The following is a 17,052-nucleotide window of genomic DNA, read 5'->3' as shown; positions in this document are numbered from 1 at the left end:
GATGTCCTTCTATTTCCTATTTGATGATGATGGAGTCGTACCGCTCGCCCGCCGCCAGCAGATCGTCCAGCGCGTCATGGTCCGGAGCCGTCTCTGACGGAGCCGGGACCGATGCCGGGACGGCGGCCGTCTCCTCCGGCGGCGCCTTGCCCTCCTTCACCACGCACTGGATCGTCCGCCCCGTCACACCGGAGGCCGCTTTGGTCAACGACGCGCCTACCTGCGGCAGGCTCATCAGCCCTTTAGTCATCTCATCCGCGCACCAGAGCACGATGTGGTCCCCGTCCAGGCGTCCCTCTACCTTGGCCGGATCCGTCAGCTGTGGAAGAAAGGCCGCGAAGCCGGGACCGCCGATGCTCCGGGCCGCGGCGATGACCGCAGGCCAGAGATCTCCGCTCCCGCCGGAAGCCTGGGCCGGAGATGCCTCCACCGGGGCTTCCTTCCGGGCCGGAGCCGATGCCGGACGGACTTGCGCCGCCGCTCTGGGCCGCTCTGCCGGACGGACCGGCTGGGACGGCGGCTCGTCCCGTACCGGTCCGCCGGGCTCCTCCGGCAGAGGGGGACGCTCCTCCTCCCAGGGCGGGACATCCGCATCCGTAGGGAAGGGCGCGCGGTCCGCCGTCATCGGCGTCTGCTTCGGCTCCACAGGCGCCGGCGCAGGACGGGAGACCGGACGCCGGGCCCTCTGGGACTGCCGGGCCGGCTGGACGGGGACGGTCTCCACGGGAGCCGTCGGAACCTGGGCCGCCGGTACCGGAACGGCAGACAAGGCAGGGACGCCGCCGGCCAACTGCTCCTCCAGACGGGCCAGACGGGCGCTGAGGCCCGCCGGACTGGCATCCAGCGTCACATCGCTCAGCCGGATGAGGCAGAGCTCTGCGGCGGTCCGCCGGTCCGGGCTCTGGCCCAGTCCGGCGATGGTGCTCTGAAGCAGGCTCAGCATCTGCATGAGCCGCTGGGCATCCAGCCGCTCGGAGAGGCGGCGCATAGTCGTCTCATCATACCCGCCGGTCAGGAGAGCCGTACCTCCCCGCGGGGCCGTCCTGCGGACCAGCAGATCCCGGGCCAGACCGGCCAGCTCGCCCAGCAGGCCGCCCACGTCCTTTCCAGCGCGGTACAGCCGGGCCAGCGTCTCCAGCGCGGCGGCGGTGTCCCCCGCCGCGATCTGCTCCATGAGGGCGGCGGTCTCCAGATCGCCCGCCATGCCCAGGGCGTCCAGGATCTCCGCTTCGCCGATCATACCATCCGGCACCATGCACTGGTCCAGGAGGGACAGGGCGTCCCGCAGGCCGCCGTCGGCCAGCCGGGCCAGGAGGACCGCGCCGTCCGGAGACAGCTGGATGCCCTCCTGCTCCGCCACATGACTCAGCCGCCGTGCGATATCTCCCGCCGCGATCCGCTTGAAGGCGAACTGCTGGCACCGGGACCGGATCGTGGGCAGGACTTTGTTCAGCTCCGTAGTGGCCAGGATGAACATGAGGTGGTCCGGCGGCTCCTCCAGGATCTTCAGCAGGGCGTTGAAGGCCGCGGTAGAGAGCATATGGACCTCGTCGATGATGTAGACCCGCCTGCGTACGGCGGCGGGGGTATAGACCGCCTCGTCCCGGAGGGCACGGACCTGGTCCACGCCGTTGTTGGAGGCGGCATCCAACTCCAGCACATCCAGGATGGAGCCGTTCTCGATCCCCAGGCAGGAAGGGCATCGGTTGCAGGGGTTGCCGTCCACCGGATGTTCACAGTTCACCGCCCGGGCCAAGATCTTGGCGCAGGAGGTCTTTCCGGTCCCCCGGGTGCCCGTGAAGAGGTAGGCGTGGGAGAGGCGCCCCGTGGCCACCTGGCGCTTGAGGGTGTCGGTGATATGGCTCTGCCCCACCACATCGTCGAAGGTGCGGGGCCGCCACTTCCGATAGAGAGCCTGGTACATGACTGTCACCTCACTGCGTTTCCACATAAAAGAAAAAAGGAGCAGAGGATGCGGGTCGTGACCCGTGACCTCGCTCCTCCTTGCCCGTTCATCTGACACATGGCAAGACCGCACACCGGCCTTTGTTACCTCCACTCTACCCGTTACCAAGGCAGCCAGCTCAGGAGCGGGACTCCCACGGCACACGAAGCATTCCGCTTAGTGCTGCTTGGTTCCCCACCTGACACGATTCACGGGGCTCCGTTGCGCGGGACCGATCCATCATCACCACTTACCAGGGTCAGACGGCAAAGTGAAGGTTCCGGGGGCCGGGATTCATCCCTGCTGTAGCGGATCGCAGGTACAGGGCACCGCTGCCTCCCCGACTAGTGCGGCCTTGCCGCGGGCCAGACGCAGGCGTCTGTGCGCTCGGAAAGCTCGTATTTGTAATCATACATCATTTTGCCCCGGTTGGCAATATCGCTTTGCAATTTTTTCAAAAAACCTCTTTACTTTTTCCGAGATCATGCTATAATAGTCGATGTCGTCTGGTCGGGGCTGTCCAGTCCCGGTACGATATGGGCCTGTAGCGTAGCTGGGAGGAGAAGCGGTTCGGTTATAGCACCTCTTTTCCGGTAGTCCAACTCAGTTGCGGGCAAACAGTTCACATCACCAAAAACTTCATACACGGGCCCATAGCTCAGCTGGGAGAGCGTTCGGTTCGCATCCGAGAGGTCGAGGGTTCGAATCCCTTTGGGTCCACCAGCAATAAGGCAAGCGTCATGCTTGCCTTATTTTTTTGTTTCCATCGCCAGAATTGTATTTGTTCCGGGTCTTTTTGCCTCTTCCGGCTCCCCCTCCAGATACAATGCTTGAAATTCCTCAAACGACACATTGAACTCTATGTCGATCTCATAATCACGCCGCACACGAACGGCCTTGACAAACTTGGCTACGATCATTTTCTTTGCCTCAAAGGTGCAGTGGTCATACATCTCGGCCCAGCTTATCAGCTGGTCATATTCCCGCAACACTTGGCTGGCCGTCTGTACGGTTTCTTCCAACTCGGCTGTGGTGGTCTGAATTTGTGCCGCCAGCTGTTTGATTTGTTCCGTAGTCTCGCTGACAAGGCTGTTCAGCAGGTCTGCATTCAAGCGGCTGGTGCCTTGGATGACCTTGATCGTCTCAGCGCGCAGGTCTTGATACTCCCGCTGCTTCTGCCGATACTGCTCATTTAAGAGGTTTAGCCTGGACTTGACCAATTCGACTTCTTGCGCTTGTTGTTTTGCAATTAGTTCCTGTGAGGGTGCGTTTTGAATGCGCCCAAGCTGGATACGAATGATTTGGTCTACCAATTTATCCAGCTTTTCTACGCCATATCCAGATTGGCCATCGCATTCGCCGGGATGCCTGACATTGTAATGGCATTGATACCTTGCTCTCGTTTCCCGCGTGATAGTCCCATCTTTTCGGACACGCTTTCGTCCGCTGGTGGTCAGCGTCAGGCGGCCTCCGCAGTGTCCGCAGTAGACATTGCCTACCAGCAAAGACCGTCCCTTGGTGTTGAGCGGTACATCGCCGTGATGTGTCACACGCTTCTCCATCATTTGCTGCGCCCGTTCATAAGTCTCAGTGTCAATGATCTGAAGCTCTGGCAGCACCTCTGATTGGCTTTCTCCATTTCGGATGACTCCAGTGTAAATGGGATTCTTGATGATGCGGTTGATCGAAGTAGTCGGTATGTTGCGTCCTTTTCGGTTTGTAATACCCTGTTCGGCAAGATACCGGCAAAGGCGCTGCGCTCCATATCCTTCGCAGAGATATTTCTGAAAAATCAGTTTCACGATTTCTGCTTCGTCCGGGTCGATCACAAGATCGCCCACATCCTGATTTCGCTTATTGGTGCGTCCTTTATGCTCCAAACGATAACCAAACGGAACACCGCCGCCGGTAAAATGACCTTCCTGCGTCAGCTGCTCCATTCGGGTCTTGGTGCGGACAGAGGTTTTGATGCTTTCACCGGATGCCTGCCAGTAACGGATGTAATTCAGCAGCTTGTCCACATGGGTATCAAACCGCTGCTGTCCTTCCTTGGCGCTCCACACCTCAATACCGTTTTTGACAAACCACTCCACAACAAAAGGCGTTTCGTCCTCTCTGCGCCCCAGTCGGTCAAACATAAATACCAGCAGAATATCGAATTTGTTCTGCAAGGCGTCACGCTGAATTTCCTGAATGGCATCCCGGTCTTTCGCTGAGACCTTAAACCCGGAAACACCTTTTTCCGAAAATTCCTTGACGATTTCCCAGCCGGGATGCTGCCCGACGAACTCGCGGCAATACTGCTTCTGCATAGGAATATCATCTTTCTCGACCTGTCCCAGCGTTGAAACACGGTACAGGCAATAAACACGCCGCAAATCAGCCATCAAGTTTTCTAACATATACATCACTCCTGTTGTTCTTAACAATCTTTGGAACGGTGTATATGGCCTTGTTTCAATTTTCAAGGTGCATCTCTACACCATTATTATCTCATATTTCATCAAATAGTGCAAAATTTTACGCCTTTTTCGCAATATTTGTGAGAAGGATTTCCTTGATTCCGCGGATGGCATCGGGGTTTTCATGGCCGGAATACCGGACTGTAACCTTGCAGCCATCTACAAAGATCGTCTGCGTTTGCGCCGTTTCGTGCGTCGATACGCATTCTGAACACTGCTTCTGATTCACGATCCATTCCTCTGTATTGTAAAAATTGCAAGACCATACCCTCATGCAGATATGGTCTTGATAAGGAGGCCGTTCTCCCCAAATCCGTTCCTACCCCTGCACAACTTTCAGCGGCGTTTTGATTTTCTTGGCACGCAAATGCACTGCTTCACCGAAAACCATATCCGATTTGGACGGTCATTCACTTCTCAAGGTGCAAACAGTTTACTGCTTATGGACAGTGAACATAGGCTGTCGCCAGCCCGCATAGGCACACCCTTTGATGTGTCTGTGCCGAATGGCAACCGTGTCGAAATATGTCTCAAATTGAGCCATATTTCCGTAAGTAGAAAAGAGAAAGGCGGCAGAGCGCCGCCTTTCTCCGCGAAGATCAGTTTCGCAGGTAAGCGGCGGCCATCATGTCGATGAACTGAGAATTGGTCGGCGGCTGGCGCAGCTGCGTTCCAGCGATCACATTCAGAAAGTCATGGTCGAGCTGGTTCCAGCAGCTCTGGATCAGCGTGCGGAGATTGCGCTCCACACAACTCGGCGTGGTGTTGAAATGATCCGCCGTCTGCTTGTAAAGGCGCTTCGTAATAAGCAACACATTGTCCGGCTGATCTCGAACCTGTTCAACCATATAGACTGCATAGCGGAAACCGGACAGCTTCCCAGTAACGCCAAGCAGGCGCAGCAAACGCTCGGCGTCCAACGGGATCTGTTCTGCGTCCCGCTCATATTCAGGCACATAATAAACCAAAGGCATTGTTACCCCTCCTATGTGATATTTGAAGATCAAAACAGCGAAAGGGCAGCATAGGCGGGCCTCTCGGCCAGTGGCAGGTCTTTTTTGCGTAAGACCTATGCTATGTGCTGGATTTAACAGTTTTTCATCCAGCCGTTAGGAATACCCTGATATTCTGTTTCAGCCGCAAAAGCGGGATAGTGGGAGAGTGCCGGGTGTGCGATGGCAAGTTCGAAAATCTTTGTAAACATCCGTATCCTCCGTAACTCGATCATACACGATATGTGCAGCTTTGTGTCATGTGATCGTTCTACAATGGTCTACAAATAAAGCCGTTTAACGTCCGTAAATGTCGGTATTTGCAACTTTATGACCGGTTTACATATAAGAAACCCGCAAGAAGACTCCGTGAAGGAGCCGCCTTGCGGGCTCTGTTATAAATTCTTTGATGACGGCCCGTTGCCGCCCTGTTTTTTACTTTCCTTGATAGGTTCGATACAGGAAAGTCACGATCTGCGCTCTTGTGCAGTCGCTGCCGGAACCGAACAGACCGCCGCCGATGCCGCCGGTCACGCCGTTCTTCTCTGCCCACGCAACTGCGTCAGCATAGTAGGCGCTGGCCGCCACATCGCTGAAGGCGCTGCCGCCGCTGACTGCGGGGCTGCTGGAAGCGCGGTAGAGGAACACCACAGCCTGCTCACGGGTGCAGGTGGCGTTGGGACTGAACTTGCCGTTACCGGTGCCGCCGGTGATGCCGTTCTCAACGGCCCACGCCACCGCCTTGGCATAGTAGCTGTCGGCAGAAACATCTGCAAAACTGTTCGCACTCTTCGGTTCGGGAGAACCGGCCGCACGCCACAGGAAAGTCACGATCTGGGCGCGGGTGCAGTTCAGTTTTGGAGCGAACAGGCCATTGCCAATGCCGCCCGTGATGTCCTTTTCCACCGCCCACTTGACAGCTTCATAGTAGTAAGCGTCCACGGGAACATCTGCGAAAATCTGTTCCGGGTCTTCTTCCACGAAGCTGCCCTTGACCGTGACCTTGCCCGCAGGCATGGTGAAGGTGTACTTGCCGTTCTTCTCTGTGAGCTTTACCTTGTCGCCGTTCTTATCCAGAACCTTGAGGGTATCCAGTTCATAACCCTTGTCAGGCTTCACGGTGATGGTCACGGTGTCTCCCTTGGAGGCAGACTTGGGAGAAACGGTAATGGCGCCGTTCTCGGTCTTATCCACGGAAACGGTATAGCTGGAATTGTTGGAGCTGCTGCCGCTGGAGGGGCGGGTGCTGACGGTCAGCTTGCCGTTCTCATAGCGGATGGTGTAGTTGTCAGAGGCCGCCGCGCCGCTGGCAAGGATATTGACCTCGCCGGTCTTGTTCATGTCGGGGGCGCTCTCCTTGCCGTCCGCGTCGACGTACTTCACCGTCGGCTGGGTCGTCAGCTTCTCCTCGCCCACCAGACCGGAAACGGTGTAGCTGTCCTCTCCCAGTGCGGGAGCCTTGTCGCCCACATAGGCGGTCTGATCCTTGGCCTTGACGGTGATGACCGCCTTGCCGATGACAAACGTATAGGTCTTATTTGCGGTCGTTCCGTCCGCCCACTGGGTATTGGCGGTGTCCTTCAAGGCCACGGTGACAGCATAGCCTGTCTCGTTGGCGTTAGTCTGCTTGTTGCCGGTGATGGTGTAAGCGCCATCCTCCGCCAGAGCGTAGGTCTGCTCCGTGCCGTTGTAGGTGTAGACCGTGGCATCCGCCGCAGGAATGGCGATCGGCTTCTTCTCCACCGTCAGGGTGCAGGTCGCCGCCGCCTCGTCATAATCCTCCGTGGCGGACGCCTTGGCGGTGATGACCGCCGTGCCCGCGCCTTTGATGGTGACCTTGCCGGTTGCGCTGTCCACCTCGGCAACCGCAGGCGCATTGCTCTCGTAGGTGACGATGCTGCCCTTGACCTCACCGGTGGCGGCGAGGGTGAAGTCCTCATCGCCGTAGGTCTTGGTCACGCTGCCGTTCTCAAACTTGAAGCCGGTCTGCTTGTTCTTGGCGTTGGCCGTTATTTTTATGGTAAGGACGTAGTCCGCATAGTTGTCGCTGGAGACTTGACAGTAGGCGTATGCTACTTTCTCCACTACACCTTCGGAATTTCGAACGGTGAAGGAGAAAATGCTGCCATCAAGAGAGGGGTTTTCAACAACAGAGAAATTATCGTCCTTACGCAAATAGCTCAAGCTGCCGCCCGGCACGATCCACGCTGTCAGATCCACCGTTTTTGTGCTGCCGATCTTCGCGGAAACGGGAATGCCCTTGCCTCCATAACTCGCCTTAGCGATGGTGATTGCCGCTACGGGGCTGGTAACATCCTTGTAGTTATCGCCGCCCGCTTTGGTTGCGGTGACAGACACCTGTCCCGCCTTCGTGGGATGCAGCGTGCTGCCGTCAACGATCGTTGCTTCGCCGGTGCCGTTCGTCACGGTATAGCTTACCGCGCCGTCGCCGGTTCCGCCGGAAACTGTCAGCGCCAGGTCTGCGCCGTAGGTTGCGGCGGTGGAGGTCACGGTCAGCGGGGCCTGATCGGCCTGAGTGATGGTTGCCCCGGTGATCGTCAGCATCTCGGTGGCTGCCAACGCATAGTTGCCGGTGGTGATGGCAGTCGGGGTAAAGATAATTTGTTTTGCCTCGTTGACATTGGCGCTGTTGTATTTCAGCGTGCCGCTGACGGCGAGGGTATCGCTGCCCACCAGAGAACCGGGCTTTACAGAAACGGTAAGGCCGCTGGGAGCATTGGTGTTGCCGTCATAGACCTTGGAGATCGGGCCGGAATAGGTCAGATCATCCTTCGTCAGCGTCTTGGGGGCGATGGTGAAATTCGCCGTGCCGGTGTGGATCATGATGGCAGCCTCATACTGCACCTTCACGGTGTAGTTGCCCGCGTTGGTGGGAACAGTTGTGCTGAAATCGCTGCTGCCTTGAGCGGCATAGGTGACTGTTGCCTCTGCACCCGCCATCACAGGGTACTGTGGCGTTTTTGCTTTCTCGCCGTAGGTCCAGTTGTCCATGCTGACGGAAATATCCTGCACTTCCCGCTTGGGCTGGAGCGTAATGTTCACAACTACCGGAACAACCGTATAGTTCTTGCTGGTCAGAATGACCGTGATGCTACCCAGCGTTGTTCCCGTGATGCTCGCCAACGGCTTCATGGTAACTTTCAGCTTGCCGTTGTCCCATTTAGTCTGTTTTACAAGGGTCAAGTTTGTAGAGATTCCGCCATATGCCGTATTCAGCTCTAAGCCGCCGCCATGCGGAATATTTTCCAGCGCCTTGGCGATATCCACTTCATATATGTACTCTCCCGATGCCGGATACACGGTCAGCGGTACCTCAATGCTTCTGCCGTTGTTGGCGTGCTCAGCCTTTCTGATGGTCAGTCCAAGCGCATCGGCAGCCGCATAGACGTTATTGCTTTCCTCAAATACAGCCTTGATTATGTAGTCGCCCGCATCCGTTGGATTGCCGTCCAGCTTTGTTCCTTCGGTATAGGTATCATCGGCATTTTTCGAGGCATTGTACCATTCGAACCGTGTAATATCCCTGAATGTACCGTTTGCAATCGTCAGCTCCGTCGGATCGGCGATTGGGGTATTTTCCCTAAACGTCCATCCGCGCGGGTATCCCATCCAACTCAAAACGCGCGGCGTGGCCTTTTCGATGGTATACTCCACGCTGGCGGTCGCATTGTCCAGCGTGATGCTGGCGGTGTAGGTGCCCGCGTTGGTGGGCGTGGCACCGGATTCCAGCGTCTGCTGCGTCGGTGCAGTTTGTATGTAGGTAATCGCAGGAGTCGGAATACCAGTGGTGAACTGACCATCAAGCTTGGCGGGATGTCCTTGGCCGGTATAGGTCAAAGTGCTTTTATCGGGGGCCTTGATGGTCACGCTGCCGCCATTGCCGTTCTCCAAATCGCAATTTCCCGCCGTACACTTCGCCGTGATAGTAGTACCATCCGGACTGACGCTATACGCCCACTGATGCGAATGCACCTGCAGCTGTACGGTCTTGCCGTCATTCACCAAGCCAACATGGTACGCGGAGTTATCGCTGGTGAAATTCTTCGCGGCAACCCAGCCCGTGTCCGTCGCCGTAGCGATAGTAACAGTCCCCGCCGAAGGTCCGGCTTTCGTGGTCACGCCGATCTGCGCACTCTCATTCATCTGTCCATCGATCTTGATGGTACTGCCTTTAGGCAGGCTGACATTGTTTGTGACACCGTTGGCTTTGTTGTCCTGAATAACGGCATCGCCACGGATCGTCATTGTTCCGGCTTGATAAGTAGGGCCTTTAGGCGCAATATACACGCCGCCGCCATCTACTGCGCTGTTGTTCTGGATCTTGCCGCCGTACATCTTAAATTGATTGCCGTTGCCAACGAACACACCGCCGCCGTATTGACCATCAATATGGTTGCCGCTGATCTCGCCGCCGTACATATTGATATAAATCTGCTGGCTATCCTGTCCGACAACAGTTCCCTTTGTATTCCCTGTGATCTTGCCGCCATACATGTTGAACGTACCGCCGCCGGTCTGACCAATCTCTACTTTGACGCCATTGAGCGTACCGCCATAGAGATAGAACTTGCTGCCACCCGATATTGTTACACCACCATTGGCTTTACCGGGATAAGATTCCAGTTTCCCATTCACACTACAGTCTGTCAATTGCGTGGTGCCGGATGGGTTAATGCGTCCAACATCGGAAAGCGTCACGGTATAGCCGTTCAGGCAGACGTTGGCGTCTTTCAGACCGGCATTACCTGTCAAGGTCACATTTCTGGTCAGGTAGTAATTGCCGGAAGTAGGCAGTTTATCCGTTTCTGTCCAAGGCTGGAATATCACGTCCGAATGCGATGTATGCCCCAGATTGGCATTTCCCCCGCCGCAGATGCAATGCGTATGGACGCTCTGCTTACCCAGCATAACCGTATTGCCATCGTTATTCAGATAAAGCTCAAAGCCCGAGCCATCATTCTTGAACCCATCCGCTACAAGCTGCGCAAAATACTGCCCGCCTGTCGTATCCGTCACGGCAACGCGGTCACTCAAGCTCTCCTGCCCTGCCACAGAAATGCCGAATTTCGCGGATGGGTCAAGCGAATCAAAGTGAATCTTCTGATTTGCCGCCAGCAGAATGTTCTTGTCATTGCCGGCAACCTGCGCCTTGCCGCCGAGCGTAAGGTCGCCGCTCTTAACATCCACGCCTACCGTATTCCCACTGATTTCGCCGCCCTGCATGGTGAATGCGCCGCCATCGAGCATAACGCCTGTTGCGCCGCCTGTGATCTTTCCGCCGCCGGTCTTGCTCCCATCCACCAGCGTCAGGCTGCCGCCGCGTACGATCTTTATCGCAGGATCAACGCCGGAAGCTGCCGTAATTGTCTGCCCGTCCAAGCAAAGGAGAATTTTTTTATCAACCTCCCATGTGCTGTTAAGCGCAATTGCGCCGCTAATGTAGTAGTTGCCGTCCTTTTTGATTTCCGACAGTGCCGTCACCTTCGTAAACTCCACATTGCCATGCATATGCGGCTTGTCTCCTATGTTATAACCGCCGTTTTCTTTTAGGCTTACCCGATAATCGGTCTTTTTCAAGCTGGGATACCGATTTGTACTGCCGCTGCCTATGCGCCAAGGATCTACTTCACTACCCCTTTCATTGCCATTATTATTGAGCTTCACCGTCAGCTTACCGCTATTCGCATCCGCCTGCTCCACACCCGTAACACCCACGGTGTTATCCGTGTGTTTGCGACCTAATATAAAATAGCAGTTTTCAATGCTGCCGCTCTTGCCTTTTTCAAATGCAATGGTATGATTATTCAAGTAATCACTGTTATAACTGCTATTGAAGAAGCAATTTTTAATATGTCCATTATTTGTGTAGGCAACGCCGCCAATGAGGTTTCCCCCACCCACAACTGTTCCATGTTTGGTCCAGCAATCCTGTATCGTACCATTATTCTGATACACGAGCAAGCCAACGCCGTTGCTCACATTGATTTTGCCACTCATTGCCGTGCAACGTTCAATGGTGCCGGAATTGTAGGCTGCCAGCATACCGCTTTCAGAAATAGAAAATGCATTTCCCTTCCACCCGAAGTTGGTGAGATATATATCCAAATCCTGCACCTTGCCGTCATTTCCAATAGACCCGAACAGCCCCCAGCCCGCTGTCATACCGTCAGGCGCAACCGCATAATCCATCTTAATCTTGTAGCCATTGCCATTGAATGTGCCGGTGTACGCCTTGCCTGCGTCTTTGACGATCGGCGTCCATGTCCACCCAGTCTCATCCTTAAAATTGAGATCATCCATCAGCTCCGCGCAAATCCCCGTTTCCCCCGCATTCACCGTATCGCGAAACCATTCCAGCTCCTTGTTTGACGTGATTTGATAAGGATTCGCCTTTGTACCCTCACCTTTTGGCTTATTGTTCTCATCCGCATACAGCGCGATCTCCCCCTGCGCCGCAGCGAGTGCCGCCAACGCCGCGATCACCGCCTGATACTGCGTCAGATTCAGCGCGGCGCGTTCTTCGTCCCCGAGTGCAGCCATTGCCGCATCAATCTTGCCCAGCATTGCGGAAACGTCCCCTGCGTTTTCCTCCGTCAGCGCATCGGGCAGGGCGTCGATCATCGCCTGCACGGTGGCCACGGCTTCCGCGCCGGCCTTCGCCTTGGCTTCCGCTTCCGCGTCAGCGCCCGCCGTTTCCACGGTGGACGTGCCGTCCACAGGCCCCAGCTCGTCCGCCAGCGCCGCCGTGGGCAGGAGCGTCAGACACAGCACCAGCGCCATGAGCATACTCAATACTCGTTTTTTCATATCTTTCCTCCTTAAAATCAGTTTGCGTTTATGTCGAATCCGGCGTCCGCCGGACGTTGTTTTTATAACTCTTCCGGTACCAGATGCAGCTTTTTCGCGGCGGTTTTGGCCTCCGCCCGGCGCTTCACATCCAGCTTGTCGAGAATGTGGCTGACGTGGGTCTTCACGGTCGGCAGCTTCACATCCATGATCTGTGCGATCTCGGCGTTGGACTTGTCCGCGCAGAGCAGATGGAGAATTTGCAGCTCCGTGGGCGTCAGCTCCTCACCGGGGGCAAGGCGGGGTTCGAGAAAATGCGGGTAGAACGCCGCCTGCGTCCGCACCGCCGCCATCAGCCGCTTGCGCCATGCTTTGTTGCCGTCCCAGTCCAGTGCCTCCAGCAGCGGCAGCACCGCCGTGCCGTATACGCTGACGGTGCGGATGAAGCGGTACTCCGCCGCCGCGTCCAGCGCCACCGTCAATCGCTCGCGCCACCCCTCGTCCCGCTTGCGGTGCAGGGCAATGGCCGTCAAAACGTTCAGGTGAATCCCGTCGATGATGCGGGCGCAGTTTTGGATGTACGGCTCTAGCGGGGCAAGCGTCAGCTGCGCCGCGTCCGGTCTGCCGTCCGCCAGCTCCACCATGGCCTGGGTGAGATACTGGTAGCGCCGCATGACGTTCAGGCGCGTGGGTTCGCGCGGGGCTTTTTCCCTGTACCACGCGTCCGCTGCATCAAGGTCGCCGGTTTGCAGGTCAATGCGGCAGAGCATGGCGTCCATATTGGGCAGAAAGCGTGTCAAACCGCGCTCGGCAAAGCATTCACGGAGCACCTTAATGGTGCGCCGCGCGTCGGCGGGCTGTCCGTTTGCCAGCTGGCTGCGGGCAAGCAGACCGCTGATGGCGAACTCCATGTCCGGCGCGCCGCGGTTGCGCACCTCGTTCAGCTGCGGGAGAAGGGACAGCATCCGCCCGGCCACGTCCTCGCCCTTTTCAAACTTACTCTCGGCGATGGCGCAGTCCGCAAGACCCACGCCGTCCCGCCCCAGCACCGCCTCCACGGGGAGACGGAGGGTCTTATAGAGCAGGTCGTCCTTTTTGCTCCATTCGGAAAAGTCCTTACCGCCGTTCATGATGCTCGGCAGCGCGCTGGTGACGGAGAAGGACGGCAGCGTCACTTCCTTGTTCATCAGCAGCCGGAACACGGCGGGGATGGTTTCCGTCAGACCGTTCACGCCCCGCTGGGGCAGGGAGATGTCCAGCCACGCAAGGCGGCTGCGGGCCTGCTTTCCGGCGGCGTCCTGTCTGCCGCAGCGCTCGGCAAATGCTTGCAGCTCGCCATACCAGCGCTCCGAGCCTTCGTAGTCCATCGCCAGCGCGCAGAGCATACTCACGCCCTGCATCAGCGAGGGGGAGGCGAGAATTTCCGCCTCCGGCAGACTGCGGTAGTATTTTTCCATCTCGGCATAGTGGCCCATGCCGGGGTGCAGCTCGGCGTTGCGCACCAGCAGCTCGGAGACCTTGGAATGGTCGCCGCCGCTGGTGTAGCATTCCAGCGCGTGGGCATAGTCCTCCTTCAGCTCGTAGTAGAGCCCGCCCCGGCTGAGCAGCGCGCGGCGCTTTTCCTCTGTGTATTCCCGCTCCATCTCCCAGAGAAGGAACTCCCGGAAACCGGACCAGAAGTGATAGTGCTGGCGGTCGTCGCAGCGGAACATGGTGGTATAGCGCAGCAGCCAGTCCAGCAGGTCGCCGGCACGGGGATCGCCGCTGACCATCCGCGCCATTTCCAGGTCAAAACTTTCAAAGGGGGCCAGCTCCAACAGGAAGCGCCGCACCGGCAGGTCAAAGCGCCGGTAGATGGCGGTCTCAAAGTAGAGAAACACCTCCCGGTACACCCGCGCCACCAACTCCGGCGTCCACGGCTTGCCCGGAGACATACACCGGGCGGTGATGGCTACGCCCAGCGGATAGCCCACGGATTCTTTCAAAATTCCGTCGATCTCACTGTCTGCCGCCTCCACGCCGTAAAGCTGGAGTAGCCGCCGCACATCGTCCGCATCAAAGAGCAGGTCGTCGGCCTCCAGCACCGTCATCAGCCCCGTGTATTGAAAGGCCATGAGACAGCCTGGCGGTGCGCCCCGGGAGAGCAGGACGAAGCGGCGCTCAGGGCAGGCGCGGATCAGCTCGCACAGGGCATTCCAGTCCTGCTCCTCCTGCATATCCTGCAAATCGTCCAGCAGTAAGATCTGCCAGTCAGCCTCCGCAGACGGCAGGCTGAAATCCGCGCTGTCCGCCGACAGGCGCAATACCTCCCGGCCGGAGAGCAGCGCCTCCGCCACCGCCGTTTTCCCAAAGCCGCAGGGTGCGCTGAAAAAGAGTGCGCGGCCCTGCCGCAGAAAACGGTCAAACTGCTGCTCTGTGGAAGGTTTTACGATGATGTTGTTCTGCAAGCGTTTCCCTCCCCCATATCAGAGTGGAATTGTCCCGTAGGGTGCCCCTACGGGACAGGGGGGCGCGCCCCCCTGTCAATACCTCTTTCGACACGATTTATAATCATTCCAGTTTATTATACAACCCCTGACGGAAATGTAAATCGTTCCAAAGTATGAGACCGTTCCGTGCGGCAGGGTAGCCTATTTATCCTCCTTCTCTGTTGGCATATTCAGCCGCTTTATTTTCAGAGTTTCGGGATGGATCAGCATGACTGGCCTGCCCAGTACAAGGGCATAGGTCACGGCCCTGTCCTCGGCGCTCCCATCCGCAAGGTCGGGATCATAGACGGCCAACACCACGGTTGATTGCTTGATGATCCGCTGATAGGCCAGAAGCTGTGCGTTAGGCTGTTCATGGCAGTCGATGCAATCCAGTTCCGCGCTGGTGGAGAGCATATTGAAATACCGCTCCCGGAGCTGCGGCGTCCACTTGGTCGCCTGCTCCTCATGGGGCAGGACACAAACCAGCCGAATGGTAGAGCCATTCTCCCGCAGTGCGTTCACAACCTCCGCGGCATACAGTCCTACGCCGGGGTCGCAGGCCACCTGAAACTCCGTTACACCGCACTGACACAGTTCCAGAATGTGCTGTGCCATTTCCAGCTTCATGCGGCAGCAGCGGCTATCTTCTTCGTCAAATCCCCACGGAAACCGCATAGGCGGCTGGCCAATCACTGCGCAACGATACTTCATTCTCACCGCTCACTCTCCATCTCACATATTTCAGCAAATGCTCTCCTATAATATAATATTGCTTACTAATTAAAGCAATAGCTTTCTGACGCATACAGAAAACGTCTTTTGCAACTTGTATAATTTTCTTATCATCAGAAAGGTGGGACGCTGTATGGGTAAAGAAGTATCCTTCAAAAATCGTGACCGATTCATACAGCTGGGAATTGCTATCGCAGCCCTTCGCAAAATGCGTGGTCTATCACAGGAGAAATTGGCAGAAAAGGCCGGTGTCAGCCGTTCCCTTATCAGCACGATCGAAGCGCCGAATATGGCACACGGCTTTTCTTTGGATGTGTTCTTCGATATTGCTGATGCGTTGGAAGTTGATCCTGCTGACCTCATCAATGCTTCTGTATTCCCGGACAGAATCTTAAAATCAAAATAGCGCCTGAAATGCGTCTCAAATCGAGACGCATTTTTCGACGGTTTCCGTCCGCTCTCCCACGCCTGCTCACTCCCAATCCTACCGTATTATGGGTATAATCACGATATGGTTTTCTCAAAATACCACATATAATTGCTTTATCAGACAGGAAATGTGGTGAGGGAGATCGTTGATTACGGGCCACCATGAAGAGACATAATGTGACACAGTACCCGCTTTTGCAGAGCGATTGATAATCACACGCTGGATTCTCTCAAAAAGAACGGAAACATCACCATGCTTACCTTGGAGAAGCTGTGCAAAATCATTGGCTGTACTCCGAACGATGTTGTATCCTTCAAGTAGCGGTTACCGGCATTTTCGTTGGCAGCCGCTATTGTTTTAGAGCAAAATAAAAACAGGCCCACACTACCGAATACGGCAGTGTGGGCCTGAAATAATGTGTCTCGATTCAAGACGATTTCGACAGCAATCACAGACTGACGGGATCTTCGACTTCTTCAACGAACAGCCCCATGAGATCATGGTTAGTCCCCACGTTGGTCACTTCAAAGTGATTGACGCAGTGCTGGAGCCACGGGAAAGTATCGCTCATATCGTGAATCAGATCGAATATCTCCAAATCCGTTGTTTTGTAGCGGGAATGGTAGCCGGAATACTGTTCATGGGAAAAATTCCGTTTCGTCAGGAACTTTTTTATCAATTCGTAAGCGCCCTTTGGCCGGGTTTTGGAGTAGTATTCCTCCAAGTCTTTGATCCGCAAATCAAAGTAGAGAGCCTTAAAACGCTTGGCTTCTTTCCTCGCCATTATGCAGCACTCTCACGGTGGGCATAGTGATAGAGAACATCCTCCACGATGAAGTCCGTCTCATTTTCACCGTCATCACTATTGTACCAAAGCCATTTGACAAGGTAGGCCATAAACCATTCCTTGTCCTTCAGGGTGGTGATGAGCCGGCCAAACGTACCATAGTCACGAGGCATCCCGTTTCCGTAATAGCAGATCGTCCCATCAGAGAGCGTTTCTCTGCGGAAATTGTACTTGGCAAAGGATTTGTCCAGCGCGGCATAAATAGCCTCCGGGGCATACTTATGTTCCGCCCGCATCTGTGCATCGTTAAATTTGATTTCCAGCTTCAGCATGGTATCTCCTCCCGTCGGCTGAAAAATGTTGTTCCTTTTATATTCATAGTATATAGGATACCCCCTCGATTTGCAATGTATTTCTCCGTCGAAA

Annotated in this window: 11 protein-coding genes, 1 tRNA gene and 1 other RNA gene; 3 read left to right on the top strand and 10 right to left on the bottom strand. The window is 56.1% G+C overall.

The window, feature by feature from the left end; genetic code table 11:
- Positions 1 to 16: 16 nt before the first annotated feature.
- Positions 17 to 1,924, bottom strand: a complete 1,908-nt coding sequence (gene dnaX / locus KQI12_RS02270; protein WP_216570286.1) for a DNA polymerase III subunit gamma/tau — start codon at positions 1,922 to 1,924, stop codon at positions 17 to 19.
- A gap of 108 nt (positions 1,925 to 2,032) precedes the next feature.
- Positions 2,033 to 2,298, bottom strand: an RNA gene (ffs, locus tag KQI12_RS02265) — signal recognition particle sRNA large type.
- 294 nt (positions 2,299 to 2,592) lie between these two features.
- Between ffs and KQI12_RS02260 the strand changes: the two genes are divergently transcribed.
- Positions 2,593 to 2,668: transfer RNA gene (locus KQI12_RS02260), tRNA-Ala, on the top strand.
- A gap of 26 nt (positions 2,669 to 2,694) precedes the next feature.
- Here the strand turns inward: KQI12_RS02260 and KQI12_RS02255 are convergent.
- From KQI12_RS02255 to KQI12_RS02230, 6 genes are all read right to left on the bottom strand, one after another.
- Complete coding sequence (locus KQI12_RS02255; RefSeq protein ID WP_253290773.1) at positions 2,695 to 4,347, bottom strand: recombinase family protein; 1,653 nt, start codon at positions 4,345 to 4,347, stop codon at positions 2,695 to 2,697.
- Between the two features lie 659 nt (positions 4,348 to 5,006).
- Entirely contained in the window at positions 5,007 to 5,381 is a 375-nt protein-coding gene (locus tag KQI12_RS02250; RefSeq protein ID WP_216570284.1) for a sporulation initiation factor Spo0A C-terminal domain-containing protein, read from the bottom strand.
- A gap of 453 nt (positions 5,382 to 5,834) precedes the next feature.
- Complete coding sequence (locus KQI12_RS02245) at positions 5,835 to 12,227, bottom strand: S-layer homology domain-containing protein (RefSeq protein WP_216570283.1); 6,393 nt, start codon at positions 12,225 to 12,227, stop codon at positions 5,835 to 5,837.
- 62 nt (positions 12,228 to 12,289) lie between these two features.
- A complete protein-coding gene (locus tag KQI12_RS02240; RefSeq protein ID WP_216570282.1) occupies positions 12,290 to 14,653 on the bottom strand; it encodes a LuxR C-terminal-related transcriptional regulator in 2,364 nt (787 codons plus the stop codon).
- Between the two features lie 183 nt (positions 14,654 to 14,836).
- Positions 14,837 to 15,352: an SLOG family protein gene (locus KQI12_RS02235; protein ID WP_216570281.1), complete on the bottom strand. Its 516-nt coding sequence runs from the start codon at positions 15,350 to 15,352 to the stop codon at positions 14,837 to 14,839.
- Positions 15,330 to 15,482: a hypothetical protein gene (locus KQI12_RS02230; RefSeq protein WP_216571508.1), complete on the bottom strand. Its 153-nt coding sequence runs from the start codon at positions 15,480 to 15,482 to the stop codon at positions 15,330 to 15,332. The genes KQI12_RS02235 and KQI12_RS02230 overlap by 23 nt, the downstream gene beginning before the upstream one ends.
- A 60-nt stretch (positions 15,483 to 15,542) precedes the next feature.
- Here KQI12_RS02230 and KQI12_RS02225 point away from each other — a divergent pair, with 60 nt between their 5' ends.
- Positions 15,543 to 15,815, top strand: a complete 273-nt coding sequence (locus KQI12_RS02225) for a helix-turn-helix domain-containing protein (protein ID WP_216570280.1) — start codon at positions 15,543 to 15,545, stop codon at positions 15,813 to 15,815.
- A 276-nt stretch (positions 15,816 to 16,091) separates the two neighbouring features.
- Entirely contained in the window at positions 16,092 to 16,160 is a 69-nt protein-coding gene (locus KQI12_RS12415) for a helix-turn-helix domain-containing protein (protein WP_253290838.1), read from the top strand.
- Between the two features lie 127 nt (positions 16,161 to 16,287).
- Here KQI12_RS12415 and vapD read toward each other — a convergent pair whose 3' ends face one another.
- Complete coding sequence (gene vapD / locus KQI12_RS02215; protein WP_216570279.1) at positions 16,288 to 16,623, bottom strand: VapD family protein; 336 nt, start codon at positions 16,621 to 16,623, stop codon at positions 16,288 to 16,290.
- Entirely contained in the window at positions 16,623 to 16,958 is a 336-nt protein-coding gene (locus KQI12_RS02210; RefSeq protein WP_216570278.1) for a hypothetical protein, read from the bottom strand. Before KQI12_RS02210 ends, vapD begins: the two co-directional genes overlap by 1 nt.
- Positions 16,959 to 17,052 lie beyond the last annotated feature (94 nt).

The organism is Pseudoflavonifractor sp. MSJ-37, from assembly GCF_018917965.1.
Classification (GTDB): domain Bacteria; phylum Bacillota; class Clostridia; order Oscillospirales; family Oscillospiraceae; genus Pseudoflavonifractor_A.
The sequence above is the reverse complement of the archived record's forward strand: the minus strand, read 5'-3'. Positions and strand labels throughout refer to the sequence as shown.